Raw genomic sequence first — 15,290 nt, 5'->3', positions numbered from 1 at the left:
AATATGAAAAATATAACTATTAAACTCGTATGCTTTTACCTATTTTCTGCGATCAATTTGGCTAATGCACAAATCCAAGATCCGGAAATGAATATACCTGAACCGCCTCCAGCCAGTAATCCTGCGCCTGTTCCGTACCCAGATTTAAATGATTTGACAGGAGTGACACGATTTAATTATATTAGAAAAGAACAGCCTGACATTGCAACCAATTATCTAACTGCGCCAGGAAGTATTTACTGCCGTCAGCAAACAGAATATTACGATGGCATAGGCCGGCCTTACCAAAAAATCTTAAAGCGGGCCCATCCTAACAGCTTAGATATTGTGCAACCCTTTGTTTATGATATGTTCGGACGCGAGTCCTATAAATATTTACCTCTGGCAATTCCTTCTTCTTTATCCAATGGTTTAGCTAAGCTCAACATTAATGCAAGGATGCGACAGTTCTATGATCAAAATGGCCCAGATGAAAATCCCTATAGTAAAATCGAATATGATAATTCTCCCTTAATGTGCACCAATAAATTCCTTCATCCTGGGAACTCCTGGGTTGGTTCTAATAAAGGGGTTACTTATGAGAGACGTCTAAATTGCATTAATGAAGTTATTAAATGGGGTATTGCCGAGAATGCAAATTCAGTTCCGGTATTAATTGGGTATTATGTTCCAGGAGAAATAAATGTCACTAAAACAACCGATGAGGATGGAAAGTCTTCATTAGAATTTAAAGATAAAGATGGAAAATTGATTCTAATTAAATCCTTTGAATTCGATACCCATCAATCTGATACTACTTCGAACGGTGCCTCACTGCTTTACTATGTTTATGATGAAATGGATAGGAAAAGGTGGGTCATCACCCCAGAAGCAATGGTTCAAGCTAATCCGATAAATGACCTCACTAATGTAAAGGATTTATGTTATTCCTTTTACTATGATATAAAAAATCATCTAATTGAAAAAAAGGTTCCTGGAAAAGAGGTTGAATATTTTGTTTATGATAAAAGGGATCGCCTCATCTATAGGCAAAATGGAAGTCAGCGAAGTAAATTACAATGGGAATTTAATGTTTACGATGCTTTAGACAGAATCTTATTCACAGGACTACTTACTCGAAATGAGAATAGAATTCAAATGGCAATGAGGGCGGCTGATACTATTTCCACTAATAACGCGAATAAGATCGATTACTATACAAGTAATTATCGCCTTTGGGAATCCTATCCATTATTAATTGATAGCTGCAAAATACTGTCATACAATTATTATGATAATTATAGTCAGTTATCTGAATTTAATTTCGATTATTCACAATTTCCTGCTGTCAATCAATCCTTTTTGGTTACACCAATTCGATCCTTTCAGACCCGAAGCTTATCTACAGGTAACAAGGTTCGCATAATAAATCCCGAAGACCCCAATGATAATAAATGGATAAAGTCTGCGGTATTTTACGATGATAAAGGAAGAATTATACAAAAGCAAAAAAAAAATTTCAAGGATGGATTAGACATAAATTCTTATGTGTATTATTTTCAGGGAATGCTATGGAAAACCATAATTAAGCATAATAATCCAGGTGCAATAGCAGTATCAAATGCACAGGACATTCTTCCTGTTATAACACTTGAAAAAACATATGATCGTAATATTCAAATTGGTGGTGGAAGTGATCAAGTTAAAAGCATCACTCAAAAAATAAATAATGGAATCAACTATCAACTGGTTAACTATGGGTATGACCATTTAGGCAGGGTAGTTAAGAAATATTATACCTGCGGGTCGGTAACCAATGATTTCAATATACGAGGTTTTATCAGCCATATTAATTATGAGAATTATAGCGCTACAAATCCTCACTGCTTTGAAGAAAAAATCTTTTACGATAAAGGATTTCATCGCAAGTATTTAAATGGCAATATAGCGGGGGTAATTTGGAGTGGAAAAGATGGTTTGGAAAAAGCCTATGGTTATTCCTATGATGATGTCCAACGGTTAGTACATGCTGAATTTAGAGAAGAGTCAAATGGTGCCTGGAAAAAAAATGATCATGATTATTCTGTAAGTGACATTACCTATGATCAAAATGGCAATATTAAAACTATGTCCCAGCGAGGTATGAATCCTTTCATTAGCCAAAGCCCAATTGACATTGATATCTTGTCTTACTCATATAAAAGTGGATCGAATAGGCTTGTGAAAGTTCATGATAATGTTCAATCGGGAGTTACATTCTCTTTGCCTGATTTTAAAGATAGCGCTGATCTTGCTGAAGAATATTTATATGATACCAATGGCAATCTTATTAAAGATTATAACAAAAAGAGTTCTTATGTCTATGGTAATTTAGATTTACCCGCAATAGTTGAGGTGGAAAATCAAGGTTCTATTTTTTACACTTTTGATGCTAATGGAAATTTATTAAGCAAGAAAATAATCAATGGCTTAAACGTAGATAAATTTGATTATTTAGGTGATTTTGTCTACAAAAATGATCAACTGCAATATATAAATAATGAGGAAGGTCGTTCTAGGCCGTATGCAAACGATTCAACCCAACATCAGACAAAATTCATCTACGATTACTACGTAAAAGATCATTTAGGAAATATAAGAAGTACCGTTACCTCCCATCCGATGTCGGCCAATTATTTTGCATCACATGAAGTTGGATTGGCAAATATTGAGAACCTTGTTTTTGATAACATTCCTAATGTTAGGGATGGAAAACCTGGCAGTTTAGATCCGAAGGATCAAATGGCTGCAAGGTTAAATGGAAACGACCCAAATAAAAGAATAGGTCCAGCAGTAATGTTAAAGACTATGCCGGGGGATCATTTTACGGTGAGTGCAGATGCATTTTATGATGGAGATTACATTCAATCAGATGAAACTGGAAGTAAGCCTATTGTTGAGTCATTACTTAGTACGCTTCTGGGTGGCAGCAATTATGCTGGGATTCCAACGTCTGAACTTCCTTCTAACGTTAAAGATATTACTAAAGCGCTTAACAATCCATCTTTGGCTGGTCAGATAGAAAATTTGACAGAAGCAAATAACAACACTAATGCTCCCAAAGCCCATTTGAACATCTTATTTTTTAACGATAAGATGGAATTAGTTCCCGGAGCGAACAGTGTTACTCAAGTACCCCAGATACCACTTGGCGGAGGCTTTATCCCATTAATCCCAGGTTCCGTCGTGCAAGCTAATGGTGGTCAAGTAATTTGTTGTACTTCATTAAGCAGCGGTTTCGTTATTATTTATGTAGATAATCAAAGTATAGGTAAAGATGTATGGTTCGACAATCTATCAGTCGGTCATTATCACAGCGAAGTCTTAGAGGAAAATCATTATTATCCTTTTGGATTAACGCTAACAAATTCAAACCTAAGTAGCACTGCTGTAGAGAATAAAAATAAATATCAAGGAATTTATTTAGAAAAATCATTCGGTCTTGAAACTTACGAAACTGTATATAGAAATCTAGATCCGCAGATTGGAAGATTTAAGCAAATTGATCCGAAATCTGAAATAACGTATGCGATTAGCCCATACGCCTCGATGTTAAATAATCCCGTTTTAAAAACAGATCCTTTTGGAGATGTTGCAGGCGGCGATGGCGATGGTAAAGATGAACCACCAAGTAGACTTGCTGTTGGTATTGCCGGTTTAATAACAATGTTTGTGAACGCTGGCAGGTACATAGCACCAGCTAACTCTGAGATGGGTAAGCGTGCTTACAAGCCTGCTAAGTCACCACAAGATGAAATTATATATTTAAGCAAAGACTTCATTAGCACACTTGAAGGGATGACGATATTGGCAACGCCGATTGAAATGATTGGTCGTACATCACTACCGGGTGGATCAGCAGCTCAGCTTGAAAATAGAATTTTAACCTCTGATCTTACATTTGCTGAAAGTGCTTATATAAAGCCACAAAGCAGCTTTGAACTCATTAAGTATGCTGATGGTACATTTTCAATATGGAATTGGCAGGGTTATCCCAAAGATTTAGCAAAACCTCGTGGACCTTTTAATTTATTATATGGACAGGATTATTTAAATGCAAGAAATGCAGCAAATTCAGCAAATCGAAAGCTTAGCTTGGAATTGGAATTAAAAGGAAAGGAAATCGATATACATGAATTGATTCCAGTTAAATTTGGAGGCAGTCCAAATGATATACAAAATAAAGTACTTTTGGATAAATCTTTCCATCGTCAAAAAGTTACGCCTTTTTGGAATAACATTCAAAGGAGTATAGAAAAAACGCCATGATAGAAAAAGAAATAATAATTCTCAAAAATTTTTCACGAATAGAGCCGGGAGCTTTAAAGCAACAATTCGTCAATGTTGAAGAAGCTCTTGGAACTGATTTACCAAAGGATTACGTTGCAGTAATGCAAGAATTCAATGGAGGAGAAGGTGAGATCGGTGACAATAGTTGGCTGGAATTATTCCCAGTTGAACAACTTCTAAAAATAAATCAAGAGTACCACTTGTTAATGGAACAAATTCCAGAGTATTTTCTTTTTGGAAAAGATGCTGCTGATACTGGATATGCTCTGCACAAACAAAATAAAACATACCATGCATTCGGACTAATGTCGAACTTCAAATTTGATATTATTGAGTTCTGCGGAAATTCATTTCTAGAATTTCTAGAATTTTTAGATAATGCATGATAAATATTTGAAATTATGGAAAGAACATGCATTTGCGCGTTCTTTCCATTAACTATTCAATTGAATCTTGCTTAATTGCACTAATTCTAATCATGAAAATTGTGTAGATGAATTACCAAAAACAGTCGCTTCACAATTATCTCAAAGAATTAGATGAGGAATATGGCGGCGATATATCTTTTATACCAAAGGTAGACGCTCAACTACTGGCAAACTTCGAACGGACATGCAATTGGACGCTGCCTGAAATATTTAAATTTTTCCTCACCTCGGAATGTAATGGTCTTATTATTGGCAATAAGCGAATACTTAGCATATACGATCAATCTCAAAAGAAGACATTTGTAGAATCATTAGAAAGAAATAATGATCCAGATAAAAGCCCCTTGTTTAAAGGTCGGCCACAGATATTCAATGATTATTTGGTAATAGGATCAGATGGAGAAGTATGTTTCTGCTATTCAAAGAAATATGATTTCCCTAATCCAGGGATTTATATTTGTGAAAATGCCAATTCTAAAAATGGTGTGGATTTCGAAAATTTAGAAATGGATCTGATAGGTCTAATTAAAACTATGATCGCAAATGAATTTGAATAGGTGCTAAAATGCACTTAAGGTACAGGAGGGCATATCTTTATGCCCTCTTTTTTATTGCCCATAACACAAATTCTTTCAGTTCTGAAAGTGGTGACAAATTTTCTGCGTCACTTGTACTGAAAAATTTCGTCACTTCAACATAATCTATTTCCGCACTAATTCTTTCGCCTAGAACACTGTCCAGAACTTCGTATGCGGTAAATAGTATATCGTCCTTCAGTACTGACTTGAAATTCGGCACAGCAATTCTCAAAAGCTATGTCGTTCGCGTGATCATCATTAACCAATGGTAAGAAAAACATTTTCCGAGGATTTAATTCTACGCCATTATGAGAGGTAACAAAATCCAATCCTTGGCTTGGTTTAAACGCGATAATTTGCCAATTAGCAATTTCAGGTGCAGTTGATGTTAATTTAATGACGTCTGGGAAATAAGATTTATCGCCTTCAGCTGAAATAATTAATTCTTTTGCCGTACCCGGAACGCCACCAATTAAAAAATATAATCCCTCTGAATATTCATGAAGTTTATGTAGAAATTCATTCAATAAATTTTCTTTTACAGAGTCATCTTCTATACTTTCCAAAAAATAGTACTTGTTTTTATTGACATCAAACCATGACCAAAAATCTTTTTCGGAAATCATTTTTTTCTGTAAAGTTAGGGCTCTTTAGTTACTTACTTTTCAAAATAATCTTCCCAACATCCATTTTTGCACCCTTCTTCTGCCCGCCACCAAAAGTTTGAAAGATATTTATAGTATCCTTTTCATAACCATTCTTTTCGATAATTTCCATTACGATTACCGGAGGCGCTTCCAGCATAAACATTTCTGGAATGAAAAATTTATTATAGCGGATTTCTTTTAAGCTAAAACGGCCCTTTTGATCTGTAACAGTTTCACCAACTTTACAGTTGGCGATTGGGGTTTGTTGCTCGTCCACAATAACACCCGTAATTTCAGGTCGCCCTAACCTGGAAACACATGAACACAGGCAAAGAGCTGAACAAATCAACAGCGATATTTCGATTTTATTGTTGCCCATTATTCTGCCAACAAGGTTAAGTATTTTGGATCTTCATTCTCAAAAATCCGCCCTTCTGATTTTAGCATGGCAATAGCCAACTGTTCTTTTGCCTCATCCATCCTTTCCATTTCATAGTACACCTGGCCAAGCGCAAATTCAGTGGTACCCAGTAAAGAACTTTGGTCAAAAAGATAAAGCTGCCTTGCCCACTTTTCCGACTCCATTATCTTTCCTACCTTAAGGTTCAGATAGACCAGGCCTTGCAATAAGGCATAACCCTCTTCCAGATAATCATATTTGGGATGCGGAAATAAGCTCCATGCCTGTTCATGGATTTCTATACATTTATCATACTTCCCGGCTTCGAAATAATGTTCGTTCAGCTCAAAAAGCGAATCAAATTCCGCTTGAATCTCAATCGGTAGTTCCATTATATTTTAAGGTTAGTTAAAAACATATCTGCTTTTGGCATTAATCAAACTCAAAAGGATTTTCAATTCTTTCTCTTTTTAATCCATCATAAATGGCTTTTCCATTTTTCAAAATATAGAATATGTCCATTTTCCCATTTGTCCATCTGGCATACACATACAGATCATCGTCGTGGTTGCCTTTCAGATCATCACGATTTCCCTGGTAATCCTTATTCAAAATTGTAGTAGCTCGGTATACATAAACTGATTGGACCTTAAAAGTATCATCCTTAGAAATAAGCTTAAGCGATGGCAATAAGTCTGATGCAAGGTTATAATCTGCAGGCCCGGCGTCCGAAATGAAATAGTATTCATTTCGATTTTTGACTGAATCGGAAACCTTAAAAACAAAATTGTACGGGCTTAGCGGCTGCAGCCTAATTTGATTTCTTTCCTTAGCCTGATGGCAGGCACAAACCGTTATACTTACCAGGAGCAAAACCAATATCCAATTTTTATTCCTCATCCTCTTCCCGGTTAATTTGAGATTTTGGGACCTGAACAAATCTGTTCATTTTATCAAACTCGACGTTATAAGCATATACCAGATCAGGTTCATTTGGGACTTTTATCCTGATGGATTCGTACGGAGGCAACTCCTTCTCCTCTCCGCCCATGTACACATGATCGTCCCACCTTTCTTCCGGATCATGATACACTGTTTCCAGCAATACCTTATCGTAAAAGTCCTCGGTATAGATCTGGTAGACTTCCCCATTCCTGTTTTCGGCAAAGACTAACAATTTCTCTTTGTGATTTCCCTGGTAACCTGGTTTAGTTCCCAATACCAAAGTAAGCTCATGCTTACCTTTTCCTGTAAAGCTTCCGAAATGCACTAATTCGCTATGTACGCGTTGATCAGAAGTTATAAATTCAAAATTCTGCCCCTCGCTGCTATTTAGGAAATCAACAATTTTTTCTTTGTATTTTGACGGAATACTCCTTGTATAAACCGCTCCAAAATAGTTTTTGTATTTATCATCAAAAGATTGCTTTTCCAAAATCGACGAAGAAGTCAATTTCGGAAACTCAGCTTTTCCCAGCTCTGCTAAGTCAAGAAAAGCAGCAAAAAATCTATTATACTCCGAAATGTATTTTTTCTCCTGGCTTAGTTGTTTTTGATTTCTTGCACTCGAATACAAAGAGTATGTAGATAGCTCACGGTTATAGGGTTTGGCTATGCTATTTGCCGCCACGGCAACCTCGCCATTATCTTCCAGTTCATTGTGTAAATCGCAGTTCGCACAATAAAGAACACCACCAAATTGAATTTCAGCTAGGGTGTCCGGCAATCTGTCAAATTGTTCTTTGTAGTTTTTGTCCAATAGTTTTCCTTTCAATACGTAGGCTTTATCCCCAGTAAAAACGTCAACCTCCCTTAAAGTATCAGGGTAGTTATTTTCACTATCAGCATTGTAATGATGATTAAATTTATTGGGATCAAGGTAGAAATAATAAAGCGCTCCGAAGAGGATTAAAGCAACAATACTTGCAGCAGCGATCCATAAAGTTTTTCTTTTCATAGCATTTAGATGGTTTATACTGGCCTTTCAAAAAGAACAAAAGTTATACCAATGTGTAAATGAAAAATAATAACATTCAGATAGCCCTGCATTCTTTTACAGATGCATTGGTAAGAATAAATGATTCCAAATCTTGATAAGGATAATTGTCGAATAATACTGCTAACCTTTTTCATAATGACTTAATTACTTTATAAATGATAATTAAGCCAAACCTACCGTGATAAGATTTAAGTAATTGACAAGGTGTGACAACCTTTATTGTTTATTTATGGCAGTCAGAAATGCAGAAATCATGAATAGGGCCCTTGCTTCAATAATTGGGAGAAATACTATCAGGATGGATTATTTAAAGGGCTGGTCACCGGAATTGACTGATTATTCATCTGGAAAATTTTCCGGATACAGCTCACTCAGCGGATCGGATTGCCAGAATACCTTTTTGTCTATATCCATAATTGTCAATTTCCCATTATGTCCTGCACCGGTGTCCATGTTGACAATATTAAAAAGTTTCAGAGGTTTATCCTTGGGCGTCCGGGTATGACCAATATATATTTCCTTAAATTTTGTTTTTATGTGAAATTCCTTTTTCAGTTCGGCATCAGAACTGTACTTAAGGGCATCATTCCAAAGCTGCCTGTCCCAACAATATTCGGCAATTGTTTGGCTTTTGAATGGGGAATCACGTTTAAAACCTGCATGTAGAAAACACCGTTTTTTATCGTCAATATAGTAGAGTATCTGGTCGCGGAATAAGTCTTTATGGGTTTGGGGGATGTCGTCAGCAACCAGTGCTGTTTTATAACCGCTACCGGTGGCGAAGAATCGGCCTGTTTTGCCACAATTATTCAGGTAGGATACAAGCGTTCCTTTCCCACCATAAGTCCAGTAATAGGGATGAAATTCGTTTCTGATAAATTCAGCAAACCAATCGTCGTGGTTTCCTTTTACAGCGATAAGGTTCTCAATTTTTAACAGTTCTTCGACACATTCATAAACATCGGGGTACCCATCTGTGATGTCGCCAAGCTGTATCAAACGATCATTTTTAAAATCAAATTCTGATCTTTCCAAGCATTGACGCAGCGCTTTATAGCCTCCATGAATATCACCCATAACCAGTGTTCGCATCCCTAGTACCTCCGTTTTACAGTTTCTTATTCAAATATCATACAATATTAGTTGGCATCAAAAGCAAGTTATCAACGTGATCTACTTACTTAAATAATTAAAAGAATACATTCTATAACATCATTGCCAACTGTATGTAAACCTTCTTTTACTGTGCGTACCGGCATGTGATACAGCATTTCTGATCAGCGGTTGATACCCTGCGAAAATTGCTGGCTTTTGCAATTTGGACTTTGCAAAATCCCACTTTTGCGATTCTGACATCGACAGGTTCGCGTTGGTAAAACTTGTAAAATTGCCTTCACGCATCTTCAGACAAGCAACAATGATTGCAAGTGCCGGATCATAAAGTTCGGCTACTATACTGCGATACACATTGATCACCCTTATCTGCCACCTTTTATCTTTTGGTTTTGCCGCATCCTTCAAAAGCCTGTCTACATCTTCAAGGATCAGGTCGCGATGATCGTAGGTGTTTCTTAATACACGCTGGTTTTCATAGAATATTTCTGTTAGAAACATGGTTCTATCCATGTCATAACAGCTATGGAATAATTGTAAAAGGTCGTTAATCATCGACGCTCCATTTACCGGATCGGTAAAGTAAAATTCCGCTTCTTTTTTAACGGTATCTAATGCTGCTAGGTCTTTCTTCTTGGTGATTTTGAGAAACTTTTTGTATTCCATATCAAATCCTGTTCCTACAAAGATAAATTTGCATCTGCGCAGCCTAACTGCGCAGATATTTTTTTATTTTTTTCCTGCGCAGGTGTAGTGCTAACATAGTTTTTATTTTTTTAATGTTGATTTGTATGTCGGCAAAAAATAAAAGGTGCATACAACTGCGTTGACGTGTTTATGTATTGTACCTGTTGTTATCAGTTAAAACACTATTTTCACATCTTCTTTATAGTTCTGCAATGTTCCATTCAAACTCGCAGTCCAACCATCAATAAATACTTTGCCGTTTTTGATAGCGTTTGAATAATCATCAATGGTTATTTTCTCGCTGTTGGTTATGTAGTAGTGGTTACCGATTTTGTAAATACATTTTTTTACTACTTCTTCGGGAACTTGTGATGGTTCGTCTAAACCAACGTTGAAAATCATATTGTAAATGCGACTTAAAGGTTCGGTTTCAAATTCAGTTATTGAAATTTGTCCTTTTTCATCCACTTTCAATTTTGGAGCTTCTACGCTGTCAAAAACCTTAAACCCTACATCGGGAATTTGTTTTTTGTCTTCCTTCAATAATTCTGGTTTATTATTTTCTGCTTTAATTTCTTTAGCAATTTTTTCTCCTGCTCTTTTTATCCGTTCAATGGTTATACTTGAAATGAAATGTGGTAAATTATTTGAAGTGCAAAAGTCATAAGCATCTTTTTTCTTAACTGGGTCTATAGATTCGTCAATTTGGCATAGAATAAATTTTCGCTTGCCTCCATCTTTGTTCAGTTCCATTATTGCTTGTCCTGTTGTCCCTGAACCTGCGAAGAAGTCAAGAATTATAAAATCTTCTTTATTTATTAGCTTTAATAACTGAATTATCAATTCAGGCGGTTTTGTATATTCAAAAACTCCTTTTCCAATTATTTCATCAATGGCTTTAGTAGCATTGTCATTTGAATATTTGTTCTCCGTAAACTCTAAGGTTGATAATGGCTTTGAACGTTCGATTTTAACAATATTGTATACATTCCCTTCTTTGGTTATTTTTACGTTTTGGTAAGTTTTAGTATAAATACGAGGGCGATTACCCCCCCTTTTAACTTCAATGAATCCATTTCGTAAGCCAAACTCATATAGATCTTTGCTCCATCTCCAAGCCCAATCAGCTCTACCGTAATTGCCGCTTTGCCTTGATTCCCAAATATCTTTATCGCCGCCTGGATAAAAAGTTTCTCCGTCAATTTCTATAGGATAATCAAGTGATTTAACATAGCTCAAACTGTCATAGTCAAGAGTTTGATTGATTTTGTAAAACCCTCTTTCTTCAAAATGTTCATCTTGATTAGAATATCCATCATCATTATGTGAAACACCTTGTAGCTTTGCGTGGTTAATATTTTTCACATAAGCCAAAACGTAATCATGGTTCTTTGCTGTTGCGTCTGAGGACTTACCTCCTTTTTTTGTTACTCTTGTGAATGAAGTTAAAAAATTCTCTTCGCCAAAGATATCATTGTCACAGAGGAGCTTTAGGTTTGCTTGTTCATTTTCATCTATGCTTATGAATATTACTCCATCCTCACTCAATAAATCTCTTGCTAACAAAAGGCGAGGATACATAAAAGCCAACCAACCGTTGTGACTTTTCTTAGTTTTAAAGCTAAAGTCCATACGTGCAAAATCACTTTCATTTAGGTTTGCCAAACCCAATACTTCAGCTTCTTCTTTGTCGAACTTATCTGGATATACAAATTCTTCACTTGTAGTATTGTAAGGTGGGTCAATATAGATACAGTTGATTTGTCCGCTGTAATAGTTTTTCAGAATTTTTAGGCTGTCTAGATTATCACCTTTAAGTACCAAATTTTGTGTCGTATCAATTCCTTTGCTTAAAGTGGTATTGAGACGTAATTCCTTTTCTGTTTTTTGAGTATATTTAGCTCTGGCAAAGTTTCTGCCAACAAAATTTAAACCGTAACCGTTTACTTTTTCGTCAATTGGTAATCCCAAAACGGTTTTCAGCTCTTCAATGTTTATTTCGGCGTCACGAATTACGTTTGGATAATTCTCTTTCAGAAAACTCAACAATTTGTTTTCGCTGTTTTCTGTGCCAACAACTTTGAATCCTGCATTTATAAAATCTTGTTCTGCCATTGTCTTATGCGTTGTTTATCAATGCCGCTAATTGCGTTTTATTGATACGTTCTTTAAATGAAATTTTAATGTTTTGGTCTTTGTAGTGTTCACCTAATGCCTCAAAATACTTTTTGGCAAAGTCAATTTTTCCTTTTTCATCTACGGGTATTGCTGTTGACGATTTATAACCTTTTGCTTCCACTACAAGGAATATTTTGTTGCCTTCGTTGCTTTTGATAGCATAGCAAAAGTCGGGGTTGTAATCGCCTAACGGTGTTTTGATTTTCAGGCGTGGAAGTTTGCCGAAAATTTCAATACTGTCAATGTCGGGGTCTTGTTCCACAATTTCCAATTCAAAATCACTGTCGTATTCAATTACTTCTTCAAATACCCATTTGGTTTTCAAAGAAAAATCGCCTGCAATTTCTTTTTGAAATTTGCCAACGCTTCCTGTGTCTAAATATGTTTTTCCTTTTTCGGTTTTGAATACATTTGGCAAACCTGTTCCGTTAATTCCGTCATATTTAATGTTTGTTTTAAGCATTGCAACTAAGTTCTTATTGATTATTTCGGAAATTTCTCTTTGTGCCTGTTCAGGATTGTTACAAAGCATTTTAGTTTTGAAATCATCACTCAAGGCATTGAAAACCTTAACCACAAATGAAATAGGTGTTTTGGTGTTGTTGGACAAAGTGCGAACCAATTCTAAGTAATCAACTTTGCTTTTATATGAAACTGTGTCGGTTAGCTTTTCTGTAATTGCTCCATGCTTACCAATCTTGTTCACGTTTAGTTCTGCACGAATAGTCTGCAACAAAATTTCCTCAATGTTTACGACTTCTATTTGCGTTTTAATGTTTTGTATCAATTGGCTTTCTTGTTCTTCGGTCAAAGTTTCTATAACATAAAAAGCATTTTTATTGATAGCGTTCCATAAATTTTGGAACTCTTGCAGGTGTGTTGCCTTTATGAAAACTTTCTTTTTCTCTTTTTGCTTCTCGGCTTTCTGAACATACGTGTTTGTGTCAGTTGCAAACAAGCTTTCAATTGCTTTTACTTGTTCTTCGGGCAAATTTTGTTCTTTCAAAATCAAAGAGAAGTCAGGCGATTTTTCATAAATCTTTTGTCCATCAACAATTGCCTTGCGGACAATCATTTTCTTGTCCTTCAACACATCATCAACCAACGTAACTATCGTATCATCATCAAAACCGGATTTTTCTTTAAGTGTTTTAATCAGTTCCTGCTCTGTAAATGTTTCAGAAATCAGGAAAGAGTTACTTAAAATTTCATTTTGAATTGCCTCAACAAAACCTTGTTCTTTGCTTGAAACAACCACGTCAAGGTTGTTGATCTTCCAAAATTCTTCTTGGTCGTCATTGAGGTTTTTCAGCGTGTATCGTTGTAGGTTTTGATTTACACAAATGCGTAAACCACGCCCAATTTGTTGCATTTTGGAAATTTCGCTTCCTTGATTGGAAAGTTTGCAAATGGTAAAAACATTCGGGTTGTCCCAACCTTCTTGCAACGCCCAAATTGAAAAAATGAAACGTGAAGGACTTTCAAACGAAAGTAATTTCTTTTTGTCTTTCAGTATTTCATCAACTCCTGCTTTTACTTTTTCGTCAGCGTTGCCTTTGTCGCCCGAGAAATATCCCTTGTGAACCTGTAAAGTGTTGTCGCTGTCAAAATCATTTTGTAAGAATTTATAGTAATCGCTTGTTTGGTCAAGTTTACTTACAATTTCGGTGTATTGCTTTTTGTATTCTTCTTCAAATATGTTTTTGACTTTTGGATTTTCGCCACGAAACAAACTGGTGTCAGCTTCCATAAAAAACAAAGTGAGTGCTTTTACGCCTTGCTCAAACAATGTTTTTTCTTTCTCAAAATGTATTTTGATTGTTTCTTTAATCATTGCCCGTAATGATTCGTCCGACAATGAATAATCAACTTTCTCAATGGTGTCGTCCGCTAAAACAATATTGTCTTTGTTTATTTTCTTTATGCTTTTACTGTTGAAAACTGCCCCAACGCCTAATTCCCGTCTCGCAATAATTCCGTTTGTTAATGTGCTAACAAAGGCTTTATTAACTGTTCCAGCTTTTTCAATTCCAATGAGTGTATCTGTATTTTCAATTACGTCTTGCGTGTAAACCACAATTTTCTTTACTAAGTTTTGTCGGAAAGAAGAAATGCTATCTAATACATACGCCACGTTTGATAAAGGCAAACTGCCTGTCTTCTTTGGAAATGTTGCACCAAAACGCAAATAGAAGTTATCAAAACCTTCAAAATAGGTTTTAAAGGCATTGCCTTCGAAACGGTGAGGCTCGTCCATTATCACGATTGGATTTAAGCGTTTCAAACATTCCAAATACGATTTTGGCGGTTCCTGATTATTTACAAATAATTCAGGTGCGTTCATTTCTCGTTCTAACGGTCGATTCAGAATATTGTCATTTCTGTGAAACGAGCTTGGTGTCATTACCAAAACCGATAAATGCGAAGTGCCTATAAATTGCTTTACCGTAGAAATATTTCCGCCTTCGTAAACGAAGGTTTCAATTTCCTTTTCTCTTTCATTGGCATAAAAGCTCTTAAAATAATCCTTAGTGTCTTCTAAGTTTGTTTTTGTTCCTTCACGGATTGGAACGGTCGGAATAAGAACAATAAATTTCTTGTAACCAAAGTTTTTGCTCAGTTCAAAAATAGATTTGATAAACGTGAAGGTTTTACCCGTTCCCGTTTCCATCATTATGTCAATGTTTTTGTTGTCTTGAACAGGAAAATTGTATTTATTTTTTTTATGGTGTGCCGTTAATACATCACCAAAATTTGCTTTTTGGCGAAGGCTTTCAAAAAGACTGATAATGTTATTTACGCAGTCCTCTTGATAGGCTTGTATTTCATATTGAAACTGTTTCGTTTCTATTTTAGTTGTCATTTTACTACTTCAATTTTCCGATTGGCAAAGTTAATTTTTTCAAGTTCTTTTCTCTCTAAAGTTGCCTCTAAATTATCAACCATTTATCT

Annotated in this window: 12 protein-coding genes; 3 read left to right on the top strand and 9 right to left on the bottom strand. The window is 35.7% G+C overall.

Going from position 1 to position 15,290, the window contains the following annotated elements:
* Positions 1-3: 3 nt before the first annotated feature.
* The 3 genes from U859_RS0118830 to U859_RS0118820 all read left to right on the top strand — a co-directional run bounded on the left by U859_RS0118830 (position 4) and on the right by U859_RS0118820 (position 5,293).
* A complete protein-coding gene (locus U859_RS0118830; protein ID WP_025144874.1) occupies positions 4-4,287 on the top strand; it encodes a DUF6443 domain-containing protein in 4,284 nt (1,427 codons plus the stop codon).
* The gene (locus tag U859_RS30540) at positions 4,284-4,694 is read left to right on the top strand and encodes an SMI1/KNR4 family protein (RefSeq protein WP_025144873.1); all 411 of its coding nucleotides are present in this window, start codon (positions 4,284-4,286) and stop codon (positions 4,692-4,694) included. Before U859_RS0118830 ends, U859_RS30540 begins: the two co-directional genes overlap by 4 nt.
* A 107-nt stretch (positions 4,695-4,801) precedes the next feature.
* Positions 4,802-5,293: an SMI1/KNR4 family protein gene (locus tag U859_RS0118820; protein ID WP_025144872.1), complete on the top strand. Its 492-nt coding sequence runs from the start codon at positions 4,802-4,804 to the stop codon at positions 5,291-5,293.
* Between the two features lie 155 nt (positions 5,294-5,448).
* Here U859_RS0118820 and U859_RS31240 read toward each other — a convergent pair whose 3' ends face one another.
* The 9 genes from U859_RS31240 to U859_RS0118775 form a co-directional block, all read right to left on the bottom strand.
* The gene (locus U859_RS31240) at positions 5,449-5,940 is read right to left on the bottom strand and encodes a hypothetical protein (RefSeq protein ID WP_051584733.1); all 492 of its coding nucleotides are present in this window, start codon (positions 5,938-5,940) and stop codon (positions 5,449-5,451) included.
* A gap of 28 nt (positions 5,941-5,968) precedes the next feature.
* Positions 5,969-6,340 carry a hypothetical protein gene (locus U859_RS0118810; RefSeq protein WP_037505635.1) on the bottom strand — a complete coding sequence of 124 codons (372 nt, stop codon included), beginning with the start codon at positions 6,338-6,340 and terminating at the stop codon, positions 5,969-5,971.
* Positions 6,340-6,753 carry a hypothetical protein gene (locus U859_RS31235; protein WP_025144871.1) on the bottom strand — a complete coding sequence of 138 codons (414 nt, stop codon included), beginning with the start codon at positions 6,751-6,753 and terminating at the stop codon, positions 6,340-6,342. Before U859_RS31235 ends, U859_RS0118810 begins: the two co-directional genes overlap by 1 nt.
* A gap of 40 nt (positions 6,754-6,793) precedes the next feature.
* On the bottom strand, positions 6,794-7,261 hold the full coding sequence (locus U859_RS0118800) for a hypothetical protein (protein ID WP_025144870.1): 468 nt from the start codon (positions 7,259-7,261) through the stop codon (positions 6,794-6,796).
* Positions 7,251-8,318 carry a hypothetical protein gene (locus U859_RS0118795; protein ID WP_025144869.1) on the bottom strand — a complete coding sequence of 356 codons (1,068 nt, stop codon included), beginning with the start codon at positions 8,316-8,318 and terminating at the stop codon, positions 7,251-7,253. The genes U859_RS0118800 and U859_RS0118795 overlap by 11 nt, the downstream gene beginning before the upstream one ends.
* A gap of 378 nt (positions 8,319-8,696) precedes the next feature.
* On the bottom strand, positions 8,697-9,452 hold the full coding sequence (locus U859_RS0118790) for a metallophosphoesterase (protein ID WP_025144868.1): 756 nt from the start codon (positions 9,450-9,452) through the stop codon (positions 8,697-8,699).
* A 120-nt stretch (positions 9,453-9,572) separates the two neighbouring features.
* A complete protein-coding gene (locus U859_RS0118785) occupies positions 9,573-10,139 on the bottom strand; it encodes a hypothetical protein (RefSeq protein WP_025144867.1) in 567 nt (188 codons plus the stop codon).
* A gap of 195 nt (positions 10,140-10,334) precedes the next feature.
* A complete protein-coding gene (locus U859_RS0118780) occupies positions 10,335-12,275 on the bottom strand; it encodes a site-specific DNA-methyltransferase (protein WP_025144866.1) in 1,941 nt (646 codons plus the stop codon).
* Positions 12,276-12,279: 4 nt separating this feature from the next.
* The gene (locus U859_RS0118775; RefSeq protein ID WP_025144865.1) at positions 12,280-15,201 is read right to left on the bottom strand and encodes a DEAD/DEAH box helicase family protein; all 2,922 of its coding nucleotides are present in this window, start codon (positions 15,199-15,201) and stop codon (positions 12,280-12,282) included.
* Between the last annotated feature and the right edge of the window lie 89 nt (positions 15,202-15,290).

Origin of the sequence: Pedobacter jeongneungensis, from assembly GCF_000633455.1 — a bacterium.
GTDB classification, from domain to species: Bacteria; Bacteroidota; Bacteroidia; order Sphingobacteriales; family Sphingobacteriaceae; genus Pedobacter; species Pedobacter jeongneungensis_A.
The sequence above is the reverse complement of the archived record's forward strand: the minus strand, read 5'-3'. Positions and strand labels throughout refer to the sequence as shown.

Bases quoted from the DNA above. Each gene is read 5' to 3' on its own strand.
- U859_RS0118810 (WP_037505635.1), bottom strand. From the start codon at position 6,340: ATGGGCAACAATAAAATCGAAATATCGCTGTTGATTTGTTCAGCTCTT.
- U859_RS0118830 (WP_025144874.1), top strand. From the start codon at position 4: ATGAAAAATATAACTATTAAACTCGTATGCTTTTACCTATTTTCTGCG.
- U859_RS31235 (WP_025144871.1), bottom strand. From the start codon at position 6,753: ATGGAACTACCGATTGAGATTCAAGCGGAATTTGATTCGCTTTTTGAG.
- U859_RS0118775 (WP_025144865.1), bottom strand. From the start codon at position 15,201: ATGACAACTAAAATAGAAACGAAACAGTTTCAATATGAAATACAAGCC.
- U859_RS0118795 (WP_025144869.1), bottom strand. From the start codon at position 8,318: ATGAAAAGAAAAACTTTATGGATCGCTGCTGCAAGTATTGTTGCTTTA.
- U859_RS0118785 (WP_025144867.1), bottom strand. From the start codon at position 10,139: ATGGAATACAAAAAGTTTCTCAAAATCACCAAGAAGAAAGACCTAGCA.
- U859_RS0118800 (WP_025144870.1), bottom strand. From the start codon at position 7,261: ATGAGGAATAAAAATTGGATATTGGTTTTGCTCCTGGTAAGTATAACG.
- U859_RS0118820 (WP_025144872.1), top strand. From the start codon at position 4,802: ATGAATTACCAAAAACAGTCGCTTCACAATTATCTCAAAGAATTAGAT.
- U859_RS0118790 (WP_025144868.1), bottom strand. From the start codon at position 9,452: ATGCGAACACTGGTTATGGGTGATATTCATGGAGGCTATAAAGCGCTG.
- U859_RS31240 (WP_051584733.1), bottom strand. From the start codon at position 5,940: ATGATTTCCGAAAAAGATTTTTGGTCATGGTTTGATGTCAATAAAAAC.
- U859_RS30540 (WP_025144873.1), top strand. From the start codon at position 4,284: ATGATAGAAAAAGAAATAATAATTCTCAAAAATTTTTCACGAATAGAG.
- U859_RS0118780 (WP_025144866.1), bottom strand. From the start codon at position 12,275: ATGGCAGAACAAGATTTTATAAATGCAGGATTCAAAGTTGTTGGCACA.